Consider the following 24549-nt stretch of genomic DNA (forward strand, 5'->3'; position numbering starts at 1 on the left):
CAACGACATGCATAACGGCACAAGACGATGAACTACCGCCACGCTTACCATGCCGGGAATTTCGCCGACGTCGTCAAGCATGTCGTGCTGACGCGCTTGCTCGAGTATCTGAAGCAGAAGGACAAGGCGTTTCGGGTCGTCGACACCCATGCCGGCATTGGCCGCTACGATCTGTCGTCGGCCGAAGCGCAGAAGACGGGTGAGTGGCAAGGCGGCATCGGCAGGCTGATCGATGCCCCGTTTGCCGCGCCGGTGGCAGCACTGCTCGCGCCTTATCTGGAGACAATACGGTCGCTCAACCCTGAGGGTGGCATCCAGAAATACCCGGGCTCGCCGTTGATTGCGCGCCATCTCATGCGCAAGCAGGACAGGCTGACCGCGATCGAGCTGCACCCCAAGGATGCCGCGAGGCTGAGGACGTTCTTTGCCGGCGATTTCCAGGCCCGGATCATCGAACTCGATGGCTGGCTCGCGCTCGGCGCCCATCTGCCGCCGAAGGAGAAGCGCGGCCTTGTTCTCATCGATCCGCCATTCGAGGAAGCGGGTGAGTTCGATCGCCTCGTCGACGGGCTCATAAGGGCGCACAAGCGCTGGCCAGGCGGCATCTACGCGCTCTGGTATCCGATCAAGGACCGCAAGGCGATCATCGCTTTCCGCAAGGCGCTGAAGCAATCGGGCATCCCGAAGCTGCTCGACATCGAATTCGAGATCAGGCCGGCCTCTTCGGAACCCAGCCTCGACGGCAGCGGTCTGCTGGTGGTCAATCCGCCGTTCACGCTGGAGGGCGAGCTGCGGACGCTGCTGCCGGCCCTGCACAGGCTGCTTGCGGTGGGGCGGCCGGCGCACTGGTCGTTGGAATGGCTGGCCGGCGAGCAGGCTTGAGGCGGGCTCATTGACGACCCGGGACCCGCGCTCTTTTGGATCCGGGCATGAACGTGCCAGAGCCATTCCGGTGCCGTGTAAATTCGGCTTTGGTCAAAAAGCAGTTTCAAACTGGGAAACCATTGTCAACGCAACCGCTTGACCGCCGCCGAGCGAATCCGCACAGTGCGCACAATCGACCTTGAGAGGCTGCCATGACTCGCTTCGCCAAATCCGCTCTTGCCGCCCTGATTTCGCTCTGCACCCCGCTTGCCGCGCCTCTCGGTATCACCCAGACCGTGCAGGCCGCCGATCTTACGGTCTATTCCGATGAAGACAGCGGGGTCTGCGGTCAGCCTTGGGTACTGAACAAGATCACCAGCCGCTTTTCCTATCAGGTGCATCACGTGCCGCATCTGCCTGATGTGCAGATCACCGATTTCCGGCGCATTCACCAGCATCGCTATCTGGCGGCCGACGGTACCTGGCCGATCGGTCGCCGTTATTGCGGGGCCACCGTCAGCCTGTCCGACGGCCGCGATCGCACCATCTGGTACCTGATCGAGGAAGGCCAGGGCTTTGCCTCGATCGGCGACAATGTCGAATTCTGCGTCTCGGGCTTCGACCGCTGGATGGTCTACAACGGCCGCTGCCGCATTCTGCGCTAAACCCGGTTTCCCCTTCCAATCTCTTTCGCGCCTGTGGCTTGATCGGCTGCAGGCGTTTTTCGTGCTGCGTTGACAGCTGGCGCGATCCGTCGCATAGATATGAGACAGACCTGTCTCACCACTCGGTATGCGCCATGACACCATCGCCCGTTTCCGATAAGCGCCAGCACGTCGTTGAAACGGCCTATGTGCTGTTCAAGCGCGCCGGTTTCCATGCGACGGGTATCGACCGGATCATCGCCGAAGCCGATGTGGCCAAGATGACGATGTATCGCCACTTCCCCAGCAAGGACGAATTGATCGTCGAGGTGCTCGACTATCGCGCTATGCGTTTCGACCGCCAGCTCGACCGGCTCGCCCAGGAGGGCATTCCGCCGGAACAGAAAATCGGAAGGATCTTTGACTGGCATGCACGCTGGTTCCGCAGCGCCGATTTCCATGGCTGTCTGTTCGCTCATGCATTGGCCGAGTTCGGTGATCCCGGCCATCCGGTTTTCAAGGCCGTTGTCAGGCAGAAGAACGGCCTCAAGCGGCGCATGCGGTCTATCCTCGAAGAGATGATGCCGCGCGGCCGCGCCGAAAGCGTGGCGGCGACACTGCTTATGCTGATCGAAGGTGCGACCTTGCTGGCGCAGATGGGGCCGGCCGACGCCGCCATTCGCGACGCCCGCAAGGCGGCCATGGGCATCGTCGCTGCTTCGCGTAAGTCCCAATGAGCCCGCTGGTCATCGGGCTCGCATTGTTTGCGGCGATCCTGCACGCAACCTGGAACGCGTTCCTGCGCACGGGGGCCGACAGGTTGTGGACCGTCACCGTCATGAGCTTTTCCAGTACGGCGCTCGCCATCCCCTTAGCCTTCTTCCACGCCCTTCCGGCCGCGCCGGCCTGGTCCTACATTGTGCTCTCGGCCTGCCTGCAGGTTGGCTACAGTTTGTTTCTGGTGGCCGCCTACAGATAAGGCGAGCTGGGACAGGTCTATCCGATCGTTCGCGGCAGCGTGCCGCTGCTCGTCACGCTCGGCGGGTTCTTCCTGGCCAACCAGCAGCTCACTCTGCCGCAGACCATCGGTGTCGCGCTGGTCGCGGGCGGCATCATGGGCCTTTCTCTCGGAAGGGGCAGGGCCGCCACGACATCGATACTCTATGCGCTGGCAACGGGAGCGATCATCGCCGCCTATGCGACGGTCGATGCGCTCGGCGTTCGGGCGGCGGGAAACGCCGGTGCCTATACCGCATGGGTGCTGGTGATCTACGGCGCGTTGCTGCCGGCGGCCTTCGTCGCCTGCCGTGGCCGGCTCACAGTCGACCTGGGTGCGCCGGAAACCTGGAAGGCGCTGGGCGGCGGCCTGTTTGCACTTCTGGCCTACGGTGTCGTGGTCGCGGCCTTCGCGCTCGGACCGGCCGGTCCGATCACCGCGATCCGCGAAACCAGCGTCGTCTTCGCGGCCTTCATCGGACGTCTGTTCCTCGGCGAGGTGCTGACGCCGCGGCGGGTCGGCGCCTGCGCCATCGTCGCGCTCGGCGCCATCTGCCTCGGCTATCAGCCGTGACGGAAATGCGCATCGCGCAGTTTCTCGATTTTCCTGATGGCGCCGACAGGTAAACCGGCTAGTCTGGACTCCCGAGAGCGGCATTACCCTCGGGAGTTTTCATGGATCTCGCGACCTCGCTTGCCTTTGCGGCCGCCTTCTTCGTGTTCGCTGCCAGCCCGGGTCCGGACAACATGACGATCGTCGCGCGCACAATCTCCAATGGCGCCGCGTCGGGCATCGCCTACGGTGCCGGCACCGTGGTCGGCATCCTCATCTTCCTGATCCTCGCCGCCTTCGGCCTGTCGATCGTCGCCGCCAAGATGGCGATCGTCATGACGGTGCTTCGCTATGGTGGAGCGGCCTATCTGGTCTGGACGGGCATCAGGCTGTGGATGGCGGCGCCCGTCATTCCCGAACTGCAGCCCATCTCAGGACGGCGAGGGCTGTTGATGATTTTTGCCACCGGCATCGCGCTCAATCTTGGCAATCCGAAAATGCCGTTGTTCTACATTGCGCTGTTGCCTAGCGTCGTCGGCGCATCGCTCGACGCAGGTCATCTCGGTGTGCTGATGATGGTGATCGTGGCCCTCGAGGTCGTGGTGATCGGCGGTCATGTCGTCCTCGCCGGTCGCGCCCGCAGCCTGTTGCGCACACCAAGGATCGTACGCCGGGTGAACCGCGCGGCGGGCGGTGTGATGATCGGCGCCGGCGTTGCCGTTGTTGCCGCGCGCTGAGCGGATTGCCCAGTCATCACGCTATTTCCTGCGCGCCGCCGCCTCGGCCTGATCGAGGATCTTGCGCAGGAATGCGGCATGGCCGCGGAACGCGCGCCGTCCGCTCGTCGTCGCCCTGACGCGCGTCTGCGGCCGGCGGCCGACGAACAGCTTTTCGATGTCGACATAACCAGCCCTGGCCAGCGTATCGAGATGCGCACCGAGATTGCCGTCGGTGACGTCCACGATGGCTTTCAGCCCGGTGAAATCCAGCGTTTGCCGCCTTTCCAGCATGCTCAGCGCCGCCATGATCCTGAGCCGAGTGCTCTGGTGGATGATTTCGTCGGCACTCATCGATTGGCTCCGGCGCAGCCAAGCCGGAGGCCGCCGACAACCATGCTGCCGCCGTGGCGGACCGTCTTGGCAATCTCGAACGGCGACAGCGCCGCTTGCTCCTGTGCGATCGACATTGAAATGCTCCAGCATGCTGTACAGAATACTCTGCCATGTAGAGTTATCTGTCAATTCACGAGCAGGCCGATCTGCGTTCGTGCTTGACAAGACGATGCACCGATCGGCTGTCGCATTGCAGTATAGATCGTCCGCCTGCACGAGATGATCGCACCGATGAGGCAGCGGTCATGATATCGGCGGCCGACGATCGACACGCAAAGCTGCTCGCTGATCTTCGGAGCTTCACGAGAGGAGCGCTTCCGCGGACTGTGGAGAATGTCGGCGACACATTCTAGCCAATGGTCGAAGATCAGAAGTGAATTTCTGCGACGATCAGCACGATCATGTGCCGATCGTAACCGAAATTTAAGCTGCGAAAATCAGTCTATTGCTTCGCTGGCTAGCAAGCCGCGAGTCAGATATGCATGAGCGCGCCGGGTCATTACGGCCGTCGGCACAAAGGAAGGGGCATCGCATGGCTAAGCAGTCATCCAAAGCGCCGGCGTCCAAGGCACCGGCAAAGAAAGCACCCGCAAAAGCAGCGACGGCAAAGGTCGCAGCTGCAGTGAAGAAAGCAGCACCCGCTGCCAAGCCGAAGGCCGCGGCGGCCAAGGCAAAAGCAGCACCGGCCAAGAAGCCGGCAGCGAAAGCTGCGGCGAAACCGGCAGTGAAGAAGGCGGCACCCGCCAAGGCAGCGGCAAAGCCGGCTGCCAAGGCGGCACCGGCCAAGAAGCCTGCAGCGAAAGCTGCGGCGAAACCCGCAGCGAAGAAGGCAGCACCTGCCAAGAAACCGGCTGCCAAGGCTGCACCAGCCAAGAAGCCGGCTGCCAAGGCTGCTCCGGCAAAGAAGGCTGCGGCAGCGAAATCTTCAGCGCCGGTGAAGAAAGCGGCACCTGCGGCCAAGCCGAAGGCAGCGCCCGCGAAGGCCGGCAAGAAGTAGTCGCGCTTCCCTCGCCGGGGGCGGTGCCGAAACAGTCAAGGGCGGGTGCCTCACAGGGCGCCCCGCTCGTTGTTTAGGCAGTCGGAAGGCGAGAACAGAGGCGGACGGAGGATATCTTTTCGCAGCTCCCAGGACTTCGCCATAGGGCGGAGTCCGGTGGGGCTTTTTTCGTGTCATTCATGCGGGTGATGAAACATCGGCGCGAGGCTCGTCGGTCTTGCCAGTCGGCTGGCGGCTTCGCGCGATCCCGGCAACCATGGTGATGAAGCACCGTCTTCATGGAGCGCTCGCTAAACGGCCCTGGCCGCTGCGTCGCTCGCTGGCGGCTGGGTTTTCCGCTTCTGGCCATTGCCCGATCGCGCCCGATCGGTCAACACTGCCGGCCTGCAAAACAGGAAACGGATCATGCCCAGACTGCTCTATGCGTCGTCTTCTCCCTACAGTTCCAAGGTACGAATGGCGGCAGCCTATGCCGGCATCGCTGTCGATCTGGTGCCGATCAAGACCGAGGAGAAGCCGGCCGACTTGATGATCGCCAACCCGCTCGGCAAGATTCCGGTTCTGGTGCTCGACGACGGTCGCTCCATCCATGACAGTCGGGCCATCACCCAGCATCTCAACCGTTTGTCGAAGAGCGCGCTTTTTCCACGCAATCCCGACAAGCGGCTCGAGGCGGAAGTGCTGGAGGCATTGGCCGACGGCATTTGCGACTGTGCGCTGTCGATGGTCTATGAACGGCGCACGCGGCCTGAGGAGATGGTCTATCAGCCCTGGCTCGATCGCCAGTGGGCGAAGATCACGGCGGCACTCGACCTGCTCAACGCCAACCCGCCGAAGCTGCCGAAAAAGATCACCGCCGGCCAGATGGCGCTGCGCGCCTGCCTTGGCTATCTCGCGCTGCGCTTTGCCGGGAAATGGGAGAAGGGTCGCGCCCGGCTGACGCGGTGGGCGGCACGCTTCGACGAGAAGTTTCCAGAACTGAAGCCCTGCATTCCCGGTTGACCGCCCATTACCCGAATAGATTTACCCGGAAATCACGCGAGCATAAAAAAAGCCGGGCGCGAGGCCCGGCTTTTTCGTGTCGTGGCTTGAACGACTTAGAACTTCATACCGACGCCGAAGGTGACGCGGTTGTCGGTGGCCTTGACCTTGCCGATGCCATCGAAGCTCTTGCTGCCGAAGTCGGTGTAACGATACTCGACACGACCGAAGACATTGTCGGTCAGCTTGATGTCGGTGCCGAGACCGGCGGTCCAGCCGAGCAACGTGGCGCGGTCCGAACCGTATACGTCGTCTTCGACCTTCAGGCTTCTTCCGGCGAGACCGCCGGTGCCATAGAGCAGGATTTCCGGGGTCACGGCATAGCCGAGACGGGCTCGCAACGAACCCTCGAAGCCGGCCTTGGAATTGACGCCAGAATCGTCGCCCTTGACGCCGTTGTAGCCGAGTTCGGCTTCAGCGCCGTAGACGAAGTTCTCTTGCTGCCACTGATAGCCGCCGAAGACGCTGCCGACGAAGCCCTTGGTGCCGACGTCAACATTGTCAACACCCAGATCCTTTTCCTTGGTATGGCCGCTGAAGCCATAGCCGACGTTGAGACCGGCGTAGGGGCCGGCCCACGAAGCGACGGGAAGTTCAGCGATCGGCGCAGGTGCCGGCGGCTCTTCCGAAACCACGTCAGCAGCATAGGCAGTTCCGCTGAGGGCGAAGAGCCCGAGCGCAACGGCCAGCGGCCGTGCGAATTTGAGATTGGCTTGCATTGTTCTTTACTCCTTAAGCCACAGGACACAGGCTTGTTTCTCACGATCGCCATCGACCCGTCCGGGGGGTGAAACGGATCTGGCGTTCGTCGGTTCCAAATGTCGTGTCAAAATGCGGCTGAAGCGAACCTGAACTTGGGTCATTCCCCGGCGCAAATGAGGCAGAACCTTGACGTTGCATCTTCGCAACAGCGAAATGGCAGGAACCATCCGGTGCTGCGCTGCACACCGCTTGGTGCAAGGACTCCAGCACCCTATATTGCGGTCGGGCACGCCTGAGTCCAGGGCGGGCCAAGATGCCCAAACGGCCGTTTCGCCACAATGCTGCCCAAGGTGCGAACACCATTTAACGCATGCCGGGCCATATTTCGCCGGCACTGCTTTTTCGGGCCGAAATTGAGGATTGACACCATATGAGCAAAGCCACTGTCACGGCGCTGGTGACGGGCGGGGCCAGGCGGATCGGCAGGGCGATCGTCGAGGATCTCGCCGCGCACGGTTTTGCCGTCGCCATCCATTGCAACCGCTCGCGCACCGAGGCCGATGCGTTGGCTGCCGAAATCATCGCCGGAGGTTGCCGCGCCGCGGTGGTCGCCGCCGACCTGACCGATATGGACGCCATCGATGACCTTATCGGCGAGGCGCAAGCAGCGCTCGGGCCGCTCTCGCTGCTGGTCAACAACGCGTCGCTCTTCGAGGACGATTCGGTTCTGGATTTCGACTGGCGGGCCTGGGACCGGCACTTTGCCGTCCATGTGAAAGCGCCCGCGCTCCTGGCGCAGAATTTCGCCCGGGCACTACCGGCAGGGCAGGAGGGCCTGATCGTCAACATGATAGACCAGCGCGTCTGGCGGCCGACGCCGCGCTACTTTTCCTATGCACTGTCCAAATCGACGCTGTGGACAGCCACCCAGATGATGGCGCAAGCGCTCGGTCCCCGCGTCCGCGTCAATGCCATCGGCCCGGGGCCGACATTGAAGAACGCGCGTCAGGACGACAGCGATTTTGCAGCCCAAGTCGATGGCTTGATCCTCAAGCGCGGCCCGGAATTGCCGGAATTCGGCGCCACAATCCGCTATCTCTGGGAAGCGCGCTCGGTCACCGGCCAGATGATCGCGCTTGATGGCGGCCAGCATCTTGCGTGGCAGACGCCCGATGTGACAGGCATGACGGAATGAGTCCTATAGACCACAAAAGCAAGCCGCGCGGCGGCACCGACGATCTGCCTCCCGATATCGATCTCGAGGACGAGGCGGTCGAGGAGGTCGTTGAAACCGTCGGTCCCGATGTCGCCTTCACCGCCATCGACTGGACGCCGCATGCCGGCGACGCGGAAGGGATGATCGGCGCCGAGGTGATCCAGACGCTGGTCAAGCGGCTGCCCAACGCGCCCGGCGTCTACCGCATGATGAACGCTGCCGGCGATGTGCTCTATGTCGGCAAGGCACGCAGCCTGAAGAAGCGCGTCACCAACTACGCGCAAGGCCGCTTCCACACCACCCGCATCGGCCGCATGGTGCGCGAAACGTCGACGATGGAGTTCGTCGTCACCCGCACCGAGATCGAAGCGCTGCTGCTCGAAGCCAATCTTATCAAGCGCTTGCGGCCGCGATTCAACGTCCTGATGCGCGACGACAAGTCGTTTCCCTATATCCTCTTGACCGGCGACCATGTCTCGCCCGGCATCTACAAGCATCGCGGCGCGCGCTCGCGCAAAGGCGATTATTTCGGCCCCTTTGCTTCGGCCGGTGCCGTTGGCCGCACCATCAACTCGCTGCAGCGCGCCTTTCTGCTGCGCAGTTGCACCAACTCGTTCTACGAGAACCGCACGCGGCCATGCCTGCTTTATCAGATCAAGCGCTGCGCCGGTCCCTGCACCGGCGAGGTCTCGCACCAGGACTATGCCGAGCTGGTCAATGAGGCGAAGGACTTCTTGTCCGGCCGCAGCCAGAAGGTGAAGACGGAAATCTCGGCCGCCATGCAGCAGGCGTCGGAAGCTCTCGATTTCGAGCGCGCCGCGATCTATCGCGACCGGTTGGCGGCCCTGTCGCATGTGCAGAGCCACCAGGGCATCAATCCGGCGACCGTCGACGAAGCCGATGTCTTCGCCATCCATCAGGAAGGCGGCCAGGTCTGCATCCAGGTGTTCTTCTTCCGCACCGGCCAGAACTGGGGCAACCGCGCCTATTTCCCCAAGGCCGATCCGGCGTTGGAAGCAGCCGAGGTGCTGGGCTCGTTCCTGGCGCAGTTCTATGACGACAAGCCGGCGCCGCGGAACATTCTTCTGTCGCATGGCGTCGAGGATCAGGAACTGCTGGCCGAGGCGCTCTCCACCCGCGCTGGCCGCAAGGTCGCGATCTCCGTGCCGCAGCGCGGCGAGAAGAAGGACCTGACCGACAACGCTTTGCAGAATGCCCGCGAAGCGCTCGGACGCCGGCTGGCTGAAACCTCCACCCAGGGACGCCTGCTTGCCGGTTTCGCCGAGACATTCGGCCTGCCGAAGCCGCCAGTGCGCATCGAGGTCTACGACAATTCGCACATCATGGGCACCAATGCCGTCGGCGCCATGGTCGTTGCCGGACCGGAGGGGTTCGTGAAGAACCAGTACCGGAAATTCAACATCCGCTCGACCGAGATCACGCCTGGCGACGATTTCGGCATGATGCGCGAGGTGATGGAACGGCGGTTTTCGCGGTTGCTCAAGGAGCATGGCGATGTCCCGGCTGGGGATGCAGCCGACGGTTCGGCAGACGATATGGAGGACGATATCTCCGGCAGCTTCCCGGCCTGGCCCGATGTCATCCTGATCGACGGTGGCCAGGGCCAGATGACCGCGGTGCGCAAGATCCTCGCCGATCTCGGCATCGAGGACCGCGTGGTTGCCATCGGCATCGCCAAGGGCCAGGACCGCGATGCCGGTCGCGAGCGGTTCTTCGTCAAAGGCAGGGACTCGTTTTCCCTACCGGTCCGCGACCCCGTGCTCTATTTCGTCCAGCGGCTGCGCGATGAGGTTCACCGTTTCGCGATCGGCTCGCATCGGGCTCGCCGCAAGAAGGAAATGGTCAAGAGCCCACTTGATGAGATCAGCGGCATCGGTCCCGGCCGCAAGCGGGCATTGCTGCTGGCATTCGGCACCGCCAAGGCGGTCAGCCGCGCGGCCATCGAGGATCTGCGGAAAGTCGACGGGATTTCCGAGCAGGTGGCGAAACTGGTCTACAATCACTTCCACGAGAGTTGAAAAATCTGGCACTTTCATCTGGCCTGTCGAATCTGGCCTGTTGACCCCCCACATTTGCTTCTGATTTGAGTAGGCAGGCAGAAAGAGTTTCCCGGATATGGCCAAGCGCGCGTTCAACCTGCCCAACATGCTCACCTACGCCCGCATCGTCGCGGTGCCGATGGTGGTGCTGTGCTTTTTTCTCGAAGGACATCTGAAGTCGAGCGACTTTGCCCGGTGGTCGGCGCTGATCATCTTCCTGCTCGCCTCGATCACCGATTATCTGGATGGCTATCTGGCGCGCGCCTGGCAACAGACCTCCAACATCGGCAAGATGCTCGACCCGATCGCTGACAAGCTGCTGGTCGCCACCTGCCTGCTGCTGCTGGCTGCGGACACCGATCGCCATGCGGGCATTGCCGGCTGGTCGTTGTGGGCGGCGATCATCATCCTGTGCCGCGAAATCCTCGTCTCGGGCCTGCGCGAATATCTGGCGGCGCTGAAAGTCTCGGTGCCGGTGACGCAGCTGGCAAAATGGAAGACCGCCATCCAGATGGTCGCCATAGCGTTCCTCTTGGCCGGACCGGCCGGCGACAAGATCTTTCCGCTGACCACCCAGACCGGGCTGGTGCTGCTGTGGATCGCGGCGTTGGTCACGCTCTACACCGGCTACGACTATTTCCGCGCCGGCCTCAAGCACATCATGGACGAGTGAGATGACGACCCGGCTCATCTATTTTGCCTGGGTGCGCGAGCGCATCGGCATGCCCGAGGAAGACGTCGACTTGCCGGCTGGCATCGAGACGGTCGCCGATCTCCTGCGCTGGCTGAAATCGCGCGGCGAGGGCTACGAGCACGCGCTGCAATATCCTGACGTCATCCGTGTCGCTATCAACCAGGAGCATGTCGAGCACCGCGAGAAGATCGCGGGCGCCCGCGAAATCGCGCTGTTCCCGCCGATGACCGGGGGCTGAAATGACCGGCGGGATCATACCTGTCGTGCGCATTCAGCGCCAAGATTTTGACGTCGCGGCCGAAATCGCCAGACTGACGCAAGGCCGCGCCGATATCGGCGCCGTGGTGAGCTTCTCAGGCCTTTGCCGCGACGAGCAGGGCGCGCTCTCAGCGCTCGAGCTCGAACACTATCCCGGTATGGCCGAAGCAGAAATCGCCCGCATCGCTGCTGAAGCGGTCGAGCGTTGGCCGTTGCAGGGGCTCACCGCCATCCACCGCCACGGGAAGATCGCGCCCGGCGAGAGCATCGTGCTGGTGGTGGCAGCCTCCGCGCACCGCCATGCGGCGTTCGAGGCGGCGAATTTTCTCATGGACTATCTCAAATCGCGCGCGCCCTTCTGGAAGAAGGAGCATCGGGCTGACGGCTCGGAGGGTGGCTGGGTCGAGGCCAAGGAAGCCGATGCAACGGCCGCGCAACGCTGGAAAGCGTCCGAATAAGATCCGCCGCAGCCATGCATTGACCGCAATCCTTTGGCCAATTGGCGGAATTGGTCAGCCTGGGCATTGGCAACCCGTGGCATTGGCAGCCCAGGGCATTGGCAGCCCGGGGTGAGGGAGATGGTCATGCTGGACAGGATCGCGGAGTTCTTCATCTTCGGTTTCGTGCCTCTGGTCGTCGGCATATTGGCCGTTCCTGAGCAGTCTGTTGCCGCCGAAAAGGCAGTGAGAGGCGAAGTGATCTATCGCGAGCGCATTGCCTTGCCGCCCAGTGCCGTGCTCTCTGTGCAACTTGCCGATGTGTCGCTGGCCGATGCGCCGGCCACCATTATCGGCGAGCAGAAAGTGAAGCCGACCGGCCAGGTGCCGATCAGCTTCGAGATCAAATTCGACCCTTCCGTCATCCGGTCGCAGATGACTTACGCGTTGCAAGCCCGCATCACCGTCGACGACAAGCTCCTGTTCATCTCCGATATGCGCCATCAGGTCGATCCGCTGACCGACGTGCCGCAGACCATCATGCTGAAGATGGTCGCCCCGAACGCCGAGCCGACGGTTTCGGTCTTCGACCAGCTCTGGCTGGTCGACTATGTCGACGGCATCGGCGTCATCGCTGCCCCGCAAGCGACATTCAGGGTCAGCGAGGCCGGCAAGGCGGGCGGCAGCGGCCCCTGCAACACCTATTTCGCCACCGCCAAGGTCAATGGGCAAACGATCGTGATCGGAGACATCGGTTCGACCTACAAGGCCTGTGCGCCAGAGGTGATGGCCGAGGAAAAGGCGCTGTTCGATGCGCTGGCCAAGGCGGCGTCATACCGTGTCGAGGCCGGCAAGCTCATCATATCAGGCAAGGATGGCCGCGAGATCCTGCGCTTTAGCGCGGCGAGCTGACCCCCAACGAAAAAGGCCGGCGAAACGCCGGCCTTCTTTTTACGGAATCCAAGGTCTGGATCGTCGGCTCAGCCGACGATCTCGGTGTCCGAGAACCAGTACTTGATCTCTTCTGCCGCGGTCTCCGGTGCGTCGGAGCCGTGCACGGAGTTTTCGCCGATCGACAGCGCATGAACCTTGCGGATGGTGCCTTCGGCGGCGTTGGCCGGGTTCGTGGCGCCCATCACTTCGCGGTTCCTGGCAATGGCGTTCTCGCCTTCCAGCACCTGGACGACGGTCGGTGCCGACGACATGAATTCAACCAATTCGCCGAAGAAAGGACGGTCCTTGTGGACGGCATAGAAGCCTTCCGCTTCGCGGCGGCTCATCCAGACCCGGCGCGAGGCGATGACACGCAGGCCTGCCTCTTCCAGCATCCTGGTGATGGCGCCGGTGAGATTGCGCCGGGTTGCGTCCGGCTTGATCATGGAAAATGTGCGTTCGAGCGCCATGGGTCGTCCTTGTCTGAGAATGGAATTGAGAGTGGCGGGCTCTATACAAGCCGCCCGGCCCATTGCCAAGGGCCCCCGATCAGACGGCTGCACAGCAACGCTTTGCTTGCTATAGTCGCGTGCCGGCGCCGCGCTGAGGTCGGGCCGTATGGAGACAACATGACCATGACAGACGATCGTCAGGAACGCATTCGCAACCGTGCGCACCAGATCTGGCTGCAAGAGGGCCAGCCGGCTGGACATCATGAGCGCCATTGGCATCAGGCGGCGGCGGATGTCGACCAGGAGGACGCCACGGACAAGTCGGCAGCCAAAAAGCCAACCAAGAAGGCAGCTGGCGCCGCCAAGCCAAAAGCCGCCCCCAAGGAGGCAAAGGCTGCCACGAAGGCCGGCAAGCCAAAGAAGGCGGCCAAGTAAGTTACTGCTTTACGGCGTCAAGCCGCGGCGGCGACCTTTCGCCCCAGCCCGCCATGCAGGTCGAGGCAGCGGGCGAACCACTGCGCCACCACGTCGCCGTCGTCGAGCAATTGGTAGGGCGAGGCTATGCGCGCCCATTGCAAGGCGCCGAAGACGATATAGTCGCCAAACAGCGGCGCCGCGCCGCCGATGAACGGCTGATAGAAGAGCATCGAGCGCAATGGCTCCAGCGAGGCTCTGAAAGTGCCGAGCCCGGCCTCCCTGGCGGCCGTCACCTCCTCCAGCCTCTTGCCAAGACGCTGCTCCCGGCTTTGGCGGAAATAGACGGCGTTTTCCGCGTCCTGCATGGCATGAAGGTCCATGATGGCCGCGGTGGTCACGTAGGGATGAATGGTCACTTGCGACCAGCGTTCGATGAAGCGCGCCATCGCCTCGCCGCCTTCACCGCCAAACAGCGTCGGCCGGTCCGGATAGGCTTCATCGAGATAGAGCGCGATGGCGAAGGAATCCGCGAGGACTGTCTCGCCGTCGCGGATCACCGGAACGGTTTTCGAAACGCCGCCCTCGACAGTGGGCACCTCGAGAAAGCGCGTCGGTACGGTTGATATGTCGAGCCCCTTGTGGGCAAGCGCCATCGCCACCTTCCAGCAATGCGGGCTGAACGGACGTGTGCTGTCGCGTCCGACGAGATCATAAAGCAGAATGGTCATTGGCGGCGGCTCCCGTGCGGGTTAGGTAGGCCCCGCATCGACGCGAGCCGAGGGAAGCCATGAGACAGCATTTCATGATGTTTGCGGCCTATAATCAATGGGCCAACGGTCGCATCTATGATGCCGCCGCCGAACTCGATGATGAGGAATTCAACCGCGATGTCGGCGCCTTCTTCGGCTCGATGATGGGCACGCTCAACCACCTTTTGACTGCCGACCGCATCTGGATGAAGCGCTTCACCGGGGAGGGCGACGCGCCGACGACACTGGACGCTATCCTGCATCGGGGGTTGACCGGCCTGCGGGCGGCGCGTGAAGCCGAGGACAGGCGGATCATCGATTGGGTCGGCGGCCTCAATGACAAGGCGTTGACGGGCCGGTTCACCTACATGACCGTCTCGGACATGCGCACCGTCTCGCAAAGGCTGGCGCCGGCGCTGGACCATGTCTTCAACCACCAGACCCACCATCGCGGCCAGGCGCATACGATCTTGACCATCCTGGGACGGCCAAGCCTGGGGTTGGACCTGATGCTTTTCCAGCGGACCGAGGAGGGCAGGGCTTTCGCCTGATCGGTGGCGTTGGCGTAGCCAGTCCGAAGGTTGTGCCGACCATCGCTGCATTTTGTGCTGCAGCATCGTCTTTGCATCAGTAGGCACCGGATGGATTCAGGCAGCCGTCGAAGCCTCGCCCCTGATTTCGTTGTCCAACTGGGACTGGGTCAGGGCCGCTTCCGCCATGACCCACTGTTTGAACAACTGGACCTTGCGTGCGGCAAGGCCTTTCAGCGGAGAGACAAAATACCAGCCAGCCGTGTTCGGATGATGGACGGCGAAGGGAGCCACCAGCCTTTCGGCGCGAATGTCGCTGGCCATATAGGCACGGTTGGCCACCGCAAAGCCCATCCCGGAATTGGCTGCCTCGTAGGACATCATGCACGAGTCGAAATAGATGCTCTTGGTCTCGCTGAGCACGAAGCTGGCGCCGGCGAAACCAAGCCAGGACTGCCAATTCTGGGTGCAGGAGTCGGAATGCAGCAGGGTGAAGTGCTTGAGGTCGTCCGGTGTCACCTTCGACAGCCGCTTGTCGCCGAGGACTTCGTGGAACAGCTTGCGGCTGCACACCGGTGTCAGGTCTTCGCGAAACAGCAGATCGGATTGCAGCCCGTGAAAGTGACCGTCGCCATAACGGATTTCGAGATCGAATTCCGAGGCCGTGAGCTCATGCGTCGCGTAGGAGGTTGAGACCCGCATCACGATATCGGGATATTGCTGCTGGAACAGCGGCAGGCGCGGAAACAGCCAGCGTGCCGCAAAGGTCGGCAGCACCGATATTTTTAGCACATGCTCCTGCGATTGCCCGGTCGCTTCCATGCTGGCCGCGACGATTCGCTCCAGCGCCTCGCGAACGCGCGAGACATAGGTCTCGCCCTCCGGCGTCAACGACACCGCATTGCCGCCGCGCTGGAAAATCTTGAAACGAAGCTGATCCTCCAGGCTTTTCACGCGCTGGCTGACCGCTGAAGCGGTAATAAACTGTTCTTCACCGGCGCGCGTGAAATTACCGTGCCTTGCAGCACTTTCCACGATTTTCAGCGAATTGAGGTTGACCTGACTGAGCAGACGCACGGTTTCGACCTTAAGCTTGGCTTACACTAGCACCAGCATTCCTAATTTTACAGGGGTGGGTGAATTAATCGACTGTTTACCAAGTGTTGCCCCCATCCTGGAGAAGTACAATGAACGCCCATACCATTCCCGAACTGCGTTATGCGATGAGCCGCGAAGCCATTATCGGCCATGAAACCGCCTGGAAAGTGTCGAGTTTCGGTGTCGCGCAATATCTGCACGGCTATGACCCGGCACTGCTTGCCGCGATCGAGGAGGCTGCCCTGAAGCTCAAGGCCAGCCATGCCGTGCACAAGCACCTCGATCTGACCTTCATCACCGGGGCCGACCGTTTCATCCCCGAGATCAGGGAATTGCTGCATGACAAGCTGCGCCTGGAGCGGCTGTCCGACATGATGGGCACCAAGCTGGAGCCCTATCCGCTGTCGATCGTCGGCTCGACGGTCACCTTCATGAATCCCAGGGACGGCGCCGTGGAGTGGCATTGCGATGGCGTTCCGGTCACCGAGCTCATTCCGCTGTCGATCAGCAATCCGCTGGTCGGCGGCCACCTCGAAATCTATTGCGACGACTCCGAAACCGGCCGCGCCATTCTCGAATCCGGCCGCGAGATCCCGCGCAACAGTGTCATGCGCATCGATCACAAGATGAACTACGCGACGCTCGGCCAGTTCCTGGGCGTCCTGCATCGCACCGCGCCGATCCGGTTCGGCGAGCGCGTCACGCTGGTGCTCAACCAGCGCTCGGTGGCCAAACCCTATGTCGACGACAACAGAATGTTCTATCTCGCCGCCGACAATGACCACGACCGTGAGTGGGTCAGCGAACTGGCCGAAGATGTCTGGACCAACCAGCTCCCGGCCTACCGTCGGTTCGAGGCGGAGCATCCCGTGCCCGCCGCCGTCGATGCTCCGGTTCCGGGCGGAGCCAGGGAATCATGGTAGTGAACCATGATCCCGAAAAGTCGGAACCGGTTTTCGGACAGGATCATGGTCGAACAGCAAAATAGAATCCCATGCCGATTGTTTCGGCAGGGATCCGGCTCGATATCCGCGTTGGTCTTCGCTGCCGGTGCGGTGGCGTTGTGGTCCACCAATGCCCTGGTCGGCAAATCCCTGCTGGCCGGCCACCCGGTGTCGCAGGTCCAGTTCCTGCAATTTGCAGGCGCTGCACTCGTCTTCGCCGCCATCCGATTGATGAGCCTGAAAAGAGTAGCACCGGTCACGGCCGGGGCGGCGTTCATCTCTCTCGCGGTCGGCTTCATCGGTCTGGTCGGCACCATGGTGCTGCAATACATCGCCTTCGCTTCGATGCCGGTGATCGAGGCCAATCTGGTCGCCTACACCTGGCCGTTGATGGTCGCGGCGGCAGTCATTGCCTTGGAAAATCCGCGGCGTCCGGCACTGTTGGGTCTCGCCGCGGTGGTAGGCTTCATCGGCGTCGCACTGGTGATTTCGGGAGGGCGCAACCAATCCTGGTTCGAGGGCGATCTGGTCGGATATCTCGCCGCATTCGGGTCGGCGCTGTGCATGGCCTTATATTCGATCATGGTGGGACGGGTCGCCACCCCAGCCGATCGCCTGTTGCTGCCCTCATCGTTGATCGGCGTCGCTTTGACGTTTCTGTGGTGCGCTCGCGACGGTTTCACCTGGCCCATCGGCGCGGACCTGGCTCTCGGCCTTTATCTCGGCGCCGGTCCGATGGGCTTGGGCTACTATTTCTGGTCGCGCGCCTTGAAGCTTGAAGGCAGCGGCAGGGTCGCGGTGGTCGCCTATCTCACGCCGATCGCCTCGACCCTGCTTTTGACCTTGTCCGGCGAACGGCTGACGGTGACGGCCATTGTCGGAGCCATCCTCGTCATCGGCAGTTGTGTCGCGGTCGGTGTGGAACGTTCGGAGGCCGAAAACCATGTTTGACGAGAATGAGCGTCTGGCCATTCAGGAAGCGCATTGGCTGATCGACGAATTCGGCGTCGAGGCACCGCTTTACGCCGCGATGAGGGCCGAAAAGGCGATAGAACAAAAGGATTTCGCGCGCTGCGCCCGCTGGAAGCGTATTCTGGAGATATTGGACGAAAGTCCTGCCGCTAAGTCTGCTGGTTCCAAGTATTAGATTTTCTAATTTGCACGGCGTCGATTTCGCATGAATGCTATTTTGGCCGATTCTTCATTCTTTTATGAGACTTGGCGGTCCGTTGGGGGACGCGGTTAAAGAGATACATCGACACAAGTCTTCGCTGGGGTGGAGGATTTTGTCGCAAATAAGGTGAAAGAATTGTCAAATATCGATGATAAGACCGTTATCGAGCTGACGGCCGATATTGTCTCGGCCTATGTAGGCAACAATCCCCTTCCGGCTTCCGGCCTGCCTGAGTTGATTGCCAGCGTCAGTGCTTCGGTTCGCAAGCTCGCTGGTGCAGTTGTCGCGGAAACACCAAACCTGGTTCCGGCAGTCAATCCGAAGAAGTCGGTATTTCCCGACTACATCATCTGCCTTGAGGACGGAAAGAAGTTCAAGTCGCTCAAGCGGCACCTGCGGACCGACTACGGCCTGAGCCCGGACGACTATCGGGCCAAATGGGGCTTGCCGCCGGACTATCCGATGGTTGCGCCAAACTACTCGGCGACGCGATCGGCGCTGGCAAAGTCGACGGGACTGGGCCGCAAGCCGGCAGCAGCGCCGGCCGCTGTCGCCAAGGCAACGAAGCGCAAGGCGACTGCCTGAGAGCAGGCAAGCCACCGTTCGGCTGCTTTGACGGCGCCCTCGCGGGCGTCGTTTCGAGGCCTTGTGCGGCCAACTGGCCCGCAAGGCCTTGCGAAGCGTTGATGTCCGGTGCAAAAGCGCGGCCATGCTGATCATCAACGACCTATCGCTCCGCATGGCCGGACGCCTGCTTCTCGACCATGCCTCGCTGACCTTGCCGGCCGGCACCAAAGCCGGCCTTGTCGGCCGCAACGGTACCGGCAAGACGACGCTGTTCAAGGCCATTACCGGCGATTTCCCGTCCGAGACAGGCTCGATCAGCCTGCCGAAGAGCACCCGCATCGGCCAGGTGGCGCAGGAAGCGCCAGGCACCGAGGATGCGCTGATCGAGATCGTGCTCAAGGCCGATCTCGAACGCACGGCGTTGCTCGAAGAGGAAAAGACGGCGACCGATCCGCACCGCATCGCCGACATCCATATGCGGCTTGCCGACATCGACGCGCACTCAGCCGAATCCCGCGCCGCCACCATTCTCGCCGGCCTCGGCTTTGATGACGCTGCGCAACGGCGTCCGGCCTCCTCCTTTTCCGGCGGCTGGCGCATGCGCGTGGCGCTCGCCGCGGTGCTGTTTGCCGAGCCCGATCTGCTGCTGCTCGACGAGCCGACCAACTATCTCGATCTTGAAGGCACGCTGTGGTTGGAAAACTACGTGTCGAAATATCCGCACACCGTGCTTTTGATCTCGCACGACCGCGACCTGCTCAACCGCGCCGTCAACTCGATCGTTCACCTCGACCAGAAGAAGCTGACCTTCTGGCGCGGCGGCTACGACCAGTTCGAGCGTCAATACACCGAACAGAAGGAATTGCAGGAGAAGGGCCGCGTCAAGCAGGAAGCCGCGCGCAAGCACATGGAATCCTTCGTCGAACGGTTCCGCGCCAAGGCCTCCAAGGCGAGACAGGCACAGTCGCGCATCAAGGCACTGGAAAAGATGAAGCCGATCGCGGCCCTCGTGAACGACTCGGTGCGGCCGTTCTCCTTCCCCGAGCCGGTGAAGACGGTGGCCTCGCCGATCGTGGCGCTGAACAACGTCAATGTCGGCTACACCGAGGGGCAGCCGATCCTTAAGAAGATGACGCTGCGCATCGACGCCGACGACCGCATCGCGCTGCTCGGTGCCAACGGCAACGGCAAGTCGACCTTCGCCAAACTGCTGTCCGGCCGGTTGAAGCAGGAGAGCGGCACCATGACGGTGGCGCCCGGGCTGAAGGTGGCGATCTTCGCTCAGCATCAGCTCGACGATCTGCGGCCGGACGAAAACGCCTACGAGCATGTCCGCCGGTTGATGCCGGAGGCGCCGGAATCGAAGGTACGCGGCCGCGTCGCCCAGTTCGGCCTCACCACCGAGAAGATGAACACCGCCGCCAAGGATCTTTCGGGCGGCGAGAAGGCGCGGCTGCTGATGGGCCTGTCGGCCTTCGAGGGGCCGAACCTGTTCATCCTCGACGAACCGACCAACCATCTCGACATCGACAGCCGCGAATCGCTGATCCATGCGTTGAACGAATTCCCTGGCGCCGTCATCCTGATCTCGCATGATCGCCATCTGCTCGAGGCAACCGCCGACCGGCTGTGGCTGGTCAAGGACGGCGCGGTCAACCCCTATGACGGCGATCTGGAAGACTACAAGACGCTGGTCACCGGCGTGTCCGGCGACCGCCGCGGCAAGCGCGAGGCCGACAAGGCATCAAAGGCCGACCGCCGTCGCGATGCGGCGGCACGCCGCGCCGCCTTCGAGCCGCTGGCCAAGGAAATCCGCGCCACCGAAGCGCTGATGGACCGCATCCGCAAGCGCATCGACGGCATCGAGGACGAACTGTCCAATCCGGCGGTGTACGAAAAGGATCCCTCGACAGCGACCCGGCTGGCCAAGGAGCGCTCGCAACTGGCCCAGACGCTGGCCGGCCACGAGGAAAAGTGGCTGTCCATGTCGGCAGAGTATGAGGAGGGCACGGCGGAATAAGGAGACTGTTCCTTCCTTCTCCCCTGCGGGAGAAGGTGTCGCCGAAGGCGACAGATGAGGGGTGTTCCAGGAAACGCCAACGTCTCACTCCGCTGGAACACCCCTCATCCGTCTCGGCGCTGCGCCGATCCACCTTCTCCCACAAGAACAAGGGGAGAAGGGAAGGCCCTATCTGGCCCTACACGCCGCATTCGAAACCCGCTAGACATGCCCCATGAACCAGCACGCCAAGCTCAGAATCGGCCATTCCGCCTGTCCGCATGATTGCCCGTCGACCTGTGCGCTCGAGGTCGAACTGCTCGACGGCAATCGGATCGGCCGCGTCCATGGCGCCAAGTCCAACAGCTACACGGCCGGCGTCGTCTGCGCCAAGGTCGCGCGTTATGCCGACCGCGTCCACCATCCCGACCGTTTGCTGAAGCCGCTGATCCGCGCCGGCACCAAGGGCGGCGGCACCTGGAAGGAAGCGAGTTGGGAGGCCGCGCTCGACCTTGTCGCCGAAAAGTTCATTGCGGCCGAGGAGAGCTACGGCTCGGAGACGGTCTGGCCCTACTATTATGCCGGCACGATGGGGCTGGTGCAGCGCGACGGCATCGACCGGCTGCGCCACGCCAAGAAATATTCCGGCTTTTTCGGGTCGATCTGCACCAATCTCGCCTGGACGGGCTGGATGATGGGGGCCGGCGCCTTGCGCGGGCCGGACCCGCGCGAGATGGCGAAATCCGATTGCGTGGTGATCTGGGGCACCAATGCGGTGGTGACCCAAGTCAACGTCATGACCCACGCCATCAAGGCGCGCAAGGAGCGCGGCGCCAAGATCGTCGTCATCGACGTCTACGAAAACGCGACGATGAAGCAGGCCGATCTCGGCCTGGTGCTGAAGCCGGGCACCGACGGCGCGCTGGCCTGCGCGGTCATGCATGTGCTGTTCAAGGAGGGCATGGCCGACCGCGCCTATCTCTCGAAATACACCGACGACCCGAGAGGGCTGGAAGCGCATCTCGAGACGCACACGCCGGCGTGGGCGGCCGGGATCACGGGCCTGACGGTTGCCGAGATCGAGGCCTTCGCCCGCCTCGTCGGCACGACCAAGAAGACCTATTTCCGCCTCGGCTATGGTTTTGCACGCCAGCGCAATGGCGCCGTCAACATGCATGCCGCCTCGTGCATCGCGGCTGTCACCGGCAGCTGGCAATATGAGGGCGGCGGCGCCTTCCATTCCAATTCCGGCATCTTCAAGCTCAACCAGGATGTGCTCGAAGGCACCAGGATGCGCGATCCCTCGATCCGCTATCTCGACCATTCGCGCATCGGCCCGGTGCTGACCGGTGCCAGCGATGCGCTCTATGGTGGCCCGCCGGTGACGGCGATGCTGATCCAGAACACCAATCCGGTGAATGTCGCGCCGGAGCAGCGGCTGGTGACGCAAGGCTTCCTGCGCGACGACCTGTTCACTTGCGTGCACGAGCAGTTCATGACCGACACGGCCAAGCTTGCCGACATCGTATTGCCGGCCACGATGTTCCTCGAGCACGACGATGTCTACAAGGGCGGCGGCAACCAGCACATCACGCTTGGCCCCAAGCTGATCGAGCCGCCGGAGGGACCGCGCACCAACCATTTCGTCATCGAGCAATTGGCTGATCGCCTCGGTGTCGCCGACCGTCCGGGTTTCGGCCTGACCGAGCAGCAGCATATCGACATCATCCTGGGCAAGCGCGGGCTGGGCAGTTTCGAAAGCTTGAAGCAAGACAAATGGGTCGACCTGCAGCCGGATTTCGAGGCAGCACACTTCATCAACGGATTTGGCCACGCGGATGGAAAATTCCGCTTCCGCGCCGACTGGACCGGGCAGGCGGCGCCCAACCGGCCGCCCAAAAGCATGGGCCTGTTCGGCCCGGTGGCGCGGCTGCCGGAATTCCCCGACCATGTCGACCTGATCGAGGTCGCCGACGAAGCCCACCCGTTCCGGCTGACGACGTCGCCGGCGCGCAACTTCCTCAATTCGACATTCTCGGAAACACCGGTGTCGAAAGCCAGGGAGGGCCGCCCGGAACTGCTTCTACATCCCGACGATGCCGCGGCACTTGGGCTGGCCGATGGCGACCGTGTCGAGGTCGGCAACCAGCGCGGCGAAGTCGTGCTGCATGCAAAACTGTTCGACGGCATCAAGCGTGGCGTGGTGATCGCCGAAGGCATCTGGCCAAACAGCGCCCATGAGCGCGGCGAGGGCATCAACGTTTTGACCGGCGCCGACGCGCCGGCGCCCTATGGGGGTGCTGCCTTCCACGACAACAAGGTCTGGCTGCGCGCGGCAAGGTGAGAGAACTCAGTTGCTCTCGCGTCAAATTATACCGGCAGGGCTTCGGCCACCTTCTTTCGGTTTCGCCTAAGACTGATGTCGTCGGCGATCTGCTCGGCCTCGATCGAGATTTCGCGCAGCAATCCGGTGACCGGATTGTGAAAGCCGATGAGATAGAGGCCAAGCTCTGAAGCCCTCGCATTGACGCCGCTGCGCACTGGCTGAACGCCGGGCTCCAGCAATTTGGCGTAGCCGGGCCGGAAGCCGGTGGCGAAGATGATCGCATCGAACTCGCCATGCTTGCCATCGGCAAAACGGGCGCCCTGTTCGGTGATCTCGGCAATGTCGGGTGCGACCTTGATCGCGCCTTCGCGGATCTTGCGCACCGTGCCAATATCGATCGTCGGAATGCGCGACGAGAGCACGATCTGCTGCAACATTCCTTGCTGCGGCCGCCTGAGCCCATATTTCCCGAGCCTGCCCAACGCCAGATCGAGGATGATGGGAAACAAGGCATCGTTGATGCGCTGCGGCATCAGGCGTGCCGCCATGCCGATCATCTGGATGGGCACGCCAAGCAGTTCGCGCGGTACGATATGAACGCCGCCGCGCACCGAAATCGTCGGCCGCGCACCGCCTTCCACCAGATCGAGCGCAATCTCGGCGCCGGTATTGCCCATGCCGACGATCAGCACCGACTGACCGGCGAAAGGCATTGCGTTGCGATAGTCGGCGCTATGCAGCTTTCGGCCCTTGAAGGTATCGGCGCCGGCAAATCCGGGCATCAGCGGCTCTGCGTTGTTGCCAGATGCAATCACAACGTTTGAAGCATGCAAGGGGCCGGTCGTCGTATCCACGAGCCAGCTTCTGCCCCGCCGGGTGATCGCCCGCACTGTTTCTCCAAATCGCGGCCGCAGATCGAAACGTTGCGCATAGGCATCGAGATAGTCGACGAAGAGATCGCGCGGCACATAACGCGGATAGTCCCTGGGAAAGGGCGCGAAGGGCAGCGAGGAAAAGCGCTTGGCCGTGTGCAAATGGACGCGCTCATAGTGGCGTCGCCAGGCGGGTGCGGCCTGCTGCTCCTTTTCCAGCAGGACGAAATCCTGCCCGCTCTGCCGCAGGCACGCGGCAATGGCCAGGCCCGCCGGCCCGGCACCGATGATCGCAACTGGGGTGGTGTCGTCCAAGCGCGCCTCCGCGGCAGAATTCACAGCCCGAGAATGTCAAAAACATGGTGGGAAAGTAAAGGCCTGCCGCGCGACAAATATTTAGACAGGCAAAGGCACCGTCAACCCTACCTTGACCCGGTCCATGGCAACGAACGTGCGGAATTTGCGGACATTGTTGCTGTCGAAGAACAGTTTTCGCGTCAGCGCCTCATAGGCGCCCATGTCGGCCACTGTGATGACCAGGATGAAGTCGGCCTCGCCGGTGACGTAATAGCATTGCTGGACCTCGGGGGTCGCCGAGAACTGCCGCTTGGCCGCGTCGATCAGTTCGGCGCGTTCGCTCTCGAGTTCCACCTCGACGAAGATGGTGATGGGCTGGCCGACAGCCGACGGCTCCACGACCGCGACATTGCCGGCAATGACGCCGGTCTGCTCCATGCGCTTGATGCGGCGCTGCACCGCCGGCGCCGACAGGTTCACCGCCTCGCCGATCAACCGCTGCGGCGTCGTGTTGTCGCGCTGCAGGATGGCAAGGATGGCGAGATCGAAACTATCGAGCGAGGACGGCAATGCAGGCAATGGAATATCCTGGACGAAACAAACTTGCATTTAAGAGA

At 62.4% G+C, this 24549-nt stretch carries 27 protein-coding genes and 1 pseudogene; 21 read left to right on the forward strand and 7 right to left on the reverse strand.

Features of this window, described 5'->3' with window-relative positions; genetic code table 11:
• Positions 1 to 27: 27 nt before the first annotated feature.
• The 5 genes and pseudogenes from P3C39_RS17160 (at position 28) to P3C39_RS17180 (ending at position 3794) form a co-directional block, all read left to right on the forward strand.
• Positions 28 to 882, forward strand: coding sequence for a 23S rRNA (adenine(2030)-N(6))-methyltransferase RlmJ (locus P3C39_RS17160; RefSeq protein ID WP_013532491.1), 855 nt, complete (start codon positions 28 to 30; stop codon positions 880 to 882).
• A 194-nt stretch (positions 883 to 1076) separates the two neighbouring features.
• Positions 1077 to 1529, forward strand: coding sequence for a hypothetical protein (locus P3C39_RS17165; RefSeq protein ID WP_275953571.1), 453 nt, complete (start codon positions 1077 to 1079; stop codon positions 1527 to 1529).
• A gap of 134 nt (positions 1530 to 1663) precedes the next feature.
• Positions 1664 to 2245: a TetR/AcrR family transcriptional regulator gene (locus P3C39_RS17170; protein ID WP_024504299.1), complete on the forward strand. Its 582-nt coding sequence runs from the start codon at positions 1664 to 1666 to the stop codon at positions 2243 to 2245.
• Positions 2242 to 3078: pseudogene (locus P3C39_RS17175) on the forward strand (DMT family transporter). Before P3C39_RS17170 ends, P3C39_RS17175 begins: the two are co-directional and overlap by 4 nt.
• Before the next feature lie 101 nt (positions 3079 to 3179).
• A complete protein-coding gene (locus tag P3C39_RS17180) occupies positions 3180 to 3794 on the forward strand; it encodes a LysE family translocator (RefSeq protein WP_275953570.1) in 615 nt (204 codons plus the stop codon).
• Between the two features lie 21 nt (positions 3795 to 3815).
• On the opposite strand, the gene P3C39_RS17185 is transcribed toward P3C39_RS17180, so the two are convergent.
• Complete coding sequence (locus P3C39_RS17185) at positions 3816 to 4127, reverse strand: transcriptional regulator (protein ID WP_013532486.1); 312 nt, start codon at positions 4125 to 4127, stop codon at positions 3816 to 3818.
• A gap of 574 nt (positions 4128 to 4701) precedes the next feature.
• On the opposite strand from P3C39_RS17185, the gene P3C39_RS17190 reads away from it, so the two are divergent.
• Together P3C39_RS17190 and P3C39_RS17195 are read left to right on the forward strand one after the other, a co-directional pair.
• Positions 4702 to 5166: a hypothetical protein gene (locus P3C39_RS17190; RefSeq protein WP_024504297.1), complete on the forward strand. Its 465-nt coding sequence runs from the start codon at positions 4702 to 4704 to the stop codon at positions 5164 to 5166.
• 405 nt (positions 5167 to 5571) lie between these two features.
• Positions 5572 to 6168: a glutathione S-transferase family protein gene (locus tag P3C39_RS17195; RefSeq protein WP_013532484.1), complete on the forward strand. Its 597-nt coding sequence runs from the start codon at positions 5572 to 5574 to the stop codon at positions 6166 to 6168.
• Between the two features lie 95 nt (positions 6169 to 6263).
• On the opposite strand, the gene P3C39_RS17200 is transcribed toward P3C39_RS17195, so the two are convergent.
• The gene (locus P3C39_RS17200; protein ID WP_013532483.1) at positions 6264 to 6926 is read right to left on the reverse strand and encodes an outer membrane protein; all 663 of its coding nucleotides are present in this window, start codon (positions 6924 to 6926) and stop codon (positions 6264 to 6266) included.
• Between the two features lie 413 nt (positions 6927 to 7339).
• Between P3C39_RS17200 and P3C39_RS17205 the strand changes: the two genes are divergently transcribed.
• The 6 genes from P3C39_RS17205 (at position 7340) to P3C39_RS17230 (ending at position 12486) form a co-directional block, all read left to right on the forward strand.
• Positions 7340 to 8104, forward strand: coding sequence for an SDR family oxidoreductase (locus P3C39_RS17205; protein ID WP_275953569.1), 765 nt, complete (start codon positions 7340 to 7342; stop codon positions 8102 to 8104).
• On the forward strand, positions 8101 to 10164 hold the full coding sequence (gene uvrC, locus P3C39_RS17210) for an excinuclease ABC subunit UvrC (protein WP_275953568.1): 2064 nt from the start codon (positions 8101 to 8103) through the stop codon (positions 10162 to 10164). Before P3C39_RS17205 ends, uvrC begins: the two co-directional genes overlap by 4 nt.
• 97 nt (positions 10165 to 10261) lie before the next feature.
• The gene (gene pgsA, locus P3C39_RS17215; protein WP_013532480.1) at positions 10262 to 10858 is read left to right on the forward strand and encodes a CDP-diacylglycerol--glycerol-3-phosphate 3-phosphatidyltransferase; all 597 of its coding nucleotides are present in this window, start codon (positions 10262 to 10264) and stop codon (positions 10856 to 10858) included.
• A 1-nt stretch (position 10859) separates the two neighbouring features.
• The gene (gene moaD / locus P3C39_RS17220) at positions 10860 to 11117 is read left to right on the forward strand and encodes a molybdopterin converting factor subunit 1 (protein WP_013532479.1); all 258 of its coding nucleotides are present in this window, start codon (positions 10860 to 10862) and stop codon (positions 11115 to 11117) included.
• A gap of 1 nt (position 11118) precedes the next feature.
• The gene (locus P3C39_RS17225) at positions 11119 to 11595 is read left to right on the forward strand and encodes a molybdenum cofactor biosynthesis protein MoaE (protein WP_013532478.1); all 477 of its coding nucleotides are present in this window, start codon (positions 11119 to 11121) and stop codon (positions 11593 to 11595) included.
• Between the two features lie 126 nt (positions 11596 to 11721).
• A complete protein-coding gene (locus P3C39_RS17230) occupies positions 11722 to 12486 on the forward strand; it encodes a YbaY family lipoprotein (RefSeq protein ID WP_013532477.1) in 765 nt (254 codons plus the stop codon).
• A 68-nt stretch (positions 12487 to 12554) separates the two neighbouring features.
• Here the strand turns inward: P3C39_RS17230 and ndk are convergent, their stop codons facing one another.
• Entirely contained in the window at positions 12555 to 12977 is a 423-nt protein-coding gene (gene ndk, locus P3C39_RS17235) for a nucleoside-diphosphate kinase (protein WP_013532476.1), read from the reverse strand.
• A gap of 159 nt (positions 12978 to 13136) precedes the next feature.
• Between ndk and P3C39_RS17240 the strand changes: the two genes are divergently transcribed.
• Complete coding sequence (locus tag P3C39_RS17240; RefSeq protein WP_013532475.1) at positions 13137 to 13394, forward strand: DUF2934 domain-containing protein; 258 nt, start codon at positions 13137 to 13139, stop codon at positions 13392 to 13394.
• A gap of 17 nt (positions 13395 to 13411) precedes the next feature.
• Here the strand turns inward: P3C39_RS17240 and P3C39_RS17245 are convergent, their stop codons facing one another.
• Positions 13412 to 14104 carry a glutathione S-transferase family protein gene (locus P3C39_RS17245; protein ID WP_275953567.1) on the reverse strand — a complete coding sequence of 231 codons (693 nt, stop codon included), beginning with the start codon at positions 14102 to 14104 and terminating at the stop codon, positions 13412 to 13414.
• 59 nt (positions 14105 to 14163) lie between these two features.
• Here P3C39_RS17245 and P3C39_RS17250 point away from each other — a divergent pair, with 59 nt between their 5' ends.
• Positions 14164 to 14676: a DinB family protein gene (locus P3C39_RS17250; protein WP_013532473.1), complete on the forward strand. Its 513-nt coding sequence runs from the start codon at positions 14164 to 14166 to the stop codon at positions 14674 to 14676.
• A gap of 96 nt (positions 14677 to 14772) precedes the next feature.
• Here the strand turns inward: P3C39_RS17250 and P3C39_RS17255 are convergent, their stop codons facing one another.
• The gene (locus P3C39_RS17255) at positions 14773 to 15732 is read right to left on the reverse strand and encodes a LysR substrate-binding domain-containing protein (RefSeq protein ID WP_275953566.1); all 960 of its coding nucleotides are present in this window, start codon (positions 15730 to 15732) and stop codon (positions 14773 to 14775) included.
• Positions 15733 to 15842: 110 nt separating this feature from the next.
• Here P3C39_RS17255 and P3C39_RS17260 point away from each other — a divergent pair, with 110 nt between their 5' ends.
• The 6 genes from P3C39_RS17260 (at position 15843) to P3C39_RS17285 (ending at position 22781) form a co-directional block, all read left to right on the forward strand.
• Positions 15843 to 16676: a hypothetical protein gene (locus P3C39_RS17260; protein ID WP_024504290.1), complete on the forward strand. Its 834-nt coding sequence runs from the start codon at positions 15843 to 15845 to the stop codon at positions 16674 to 16676.
• Between the two features lie 45 nt (positions 16677 to 16721).
• Positions 16722 to 17648: a DMT family transporter gene (locus P3C39_RS17265; protein WP_346016444.1), complete on the forward strand. Its 927-nt coding sequence runs from the start codon at positions 16722 to 16724 to the stop codon at positions 17646 to 17648.
• The gene (locus P3C39_RS17270) at positions 17641 to 17844 is read left to right on the forward strand and encodes a hypothetical protein (protein ID WP_027162726.1); all 204 of its coding nucleotides are present in this window, start codon (positions 17641 to 17643) and stop codon (positions 17842 to 17844) included. The genes P3C39_RS17265 and P3C39_RS17270 overlap by 8 nt, the downstream gene beginning before the upstream one ends.
• 162 nt (positions 17845 to 18006) lie before the next feature.
• On the forward strand, positions 18007 to 18456 hold the full coding sequence (locus tag P3C39_RS17275; RefSeq protein WP_013532467.1) for a MucR family transcriptional regulator: 450 nt from the start codon (positions 18007 to 18009) through the stop codon (positions 18454 to 18456).
• Between the two features lie 124 nt (positions 18457 to 18580).
• Complete coding sequence (locus P3C39_RS17280; protein ID WP_027162727.1) at positions 18581 to 20458, forward strand: ABC-F family ATP-binding cassette domain-containing protein; 1878 nt, start codon at positions 18581 to 18583, stop codon at positions 20456 to 20458.
• A gap of 214 nt (positions 20459 to 20672) precedes the next feature.
• Positions 20673 to 22781, forward strand: coding sequence for a molybdopterin oxidoreductase family protein (locus P3C39_RS17285; protein WP_275953564.1), 2109 nt, complete (start codon positions 20673 to 20675; stop codon positions 22779 to 22781).
• Between the two features lie 26 nt (positions 22782 to 22807).
• Here P3C39_RS17285 and P3C39_RS17290 read toward each other — a convergent pair whose 3' ends face one another.
• Together P3C39_RS17290 and P3C39_RS17295 are read right to left on the reverse strand one after the other, a co-directional pair.
• Complete coding sequence (locus tag P3C39_RS17290) at positions 22808 to 23950, reverse strand: NAD(P)/FAD-dependent oxidoreductase (RefSeq protein ID WP_275953563.1); 1143 nt, start codon at positions 23948 to 23950, stop codon at positions 22808 to 22810.
• Between the two features lie 81 nt (positions 23951 to 24031).
• A complete protein-coding gene (locus P3C39_RS17295) occupies positions 24032 to 24541 on the reverse strand; it encodes an Lrp/AsnC family transcriptional regulator (RefSeq protein ID WP_275953562.1) in 510 nt (169 codons plus the stop codon).
• Positions 24542 to 24549 lie beyond the last annotated feature (8 nt).

The sequence above is a fragment of the Mesorhizobium sp. XAP4 genome, from assembly GCF_029269325.1.
Lineage (GTDB): Bacteria > Pseudomonadota > Alphaproteobacteria > Rhizobiales > Rhizobiaceae > Mesorhizobium > Mesorhizobium ciceri.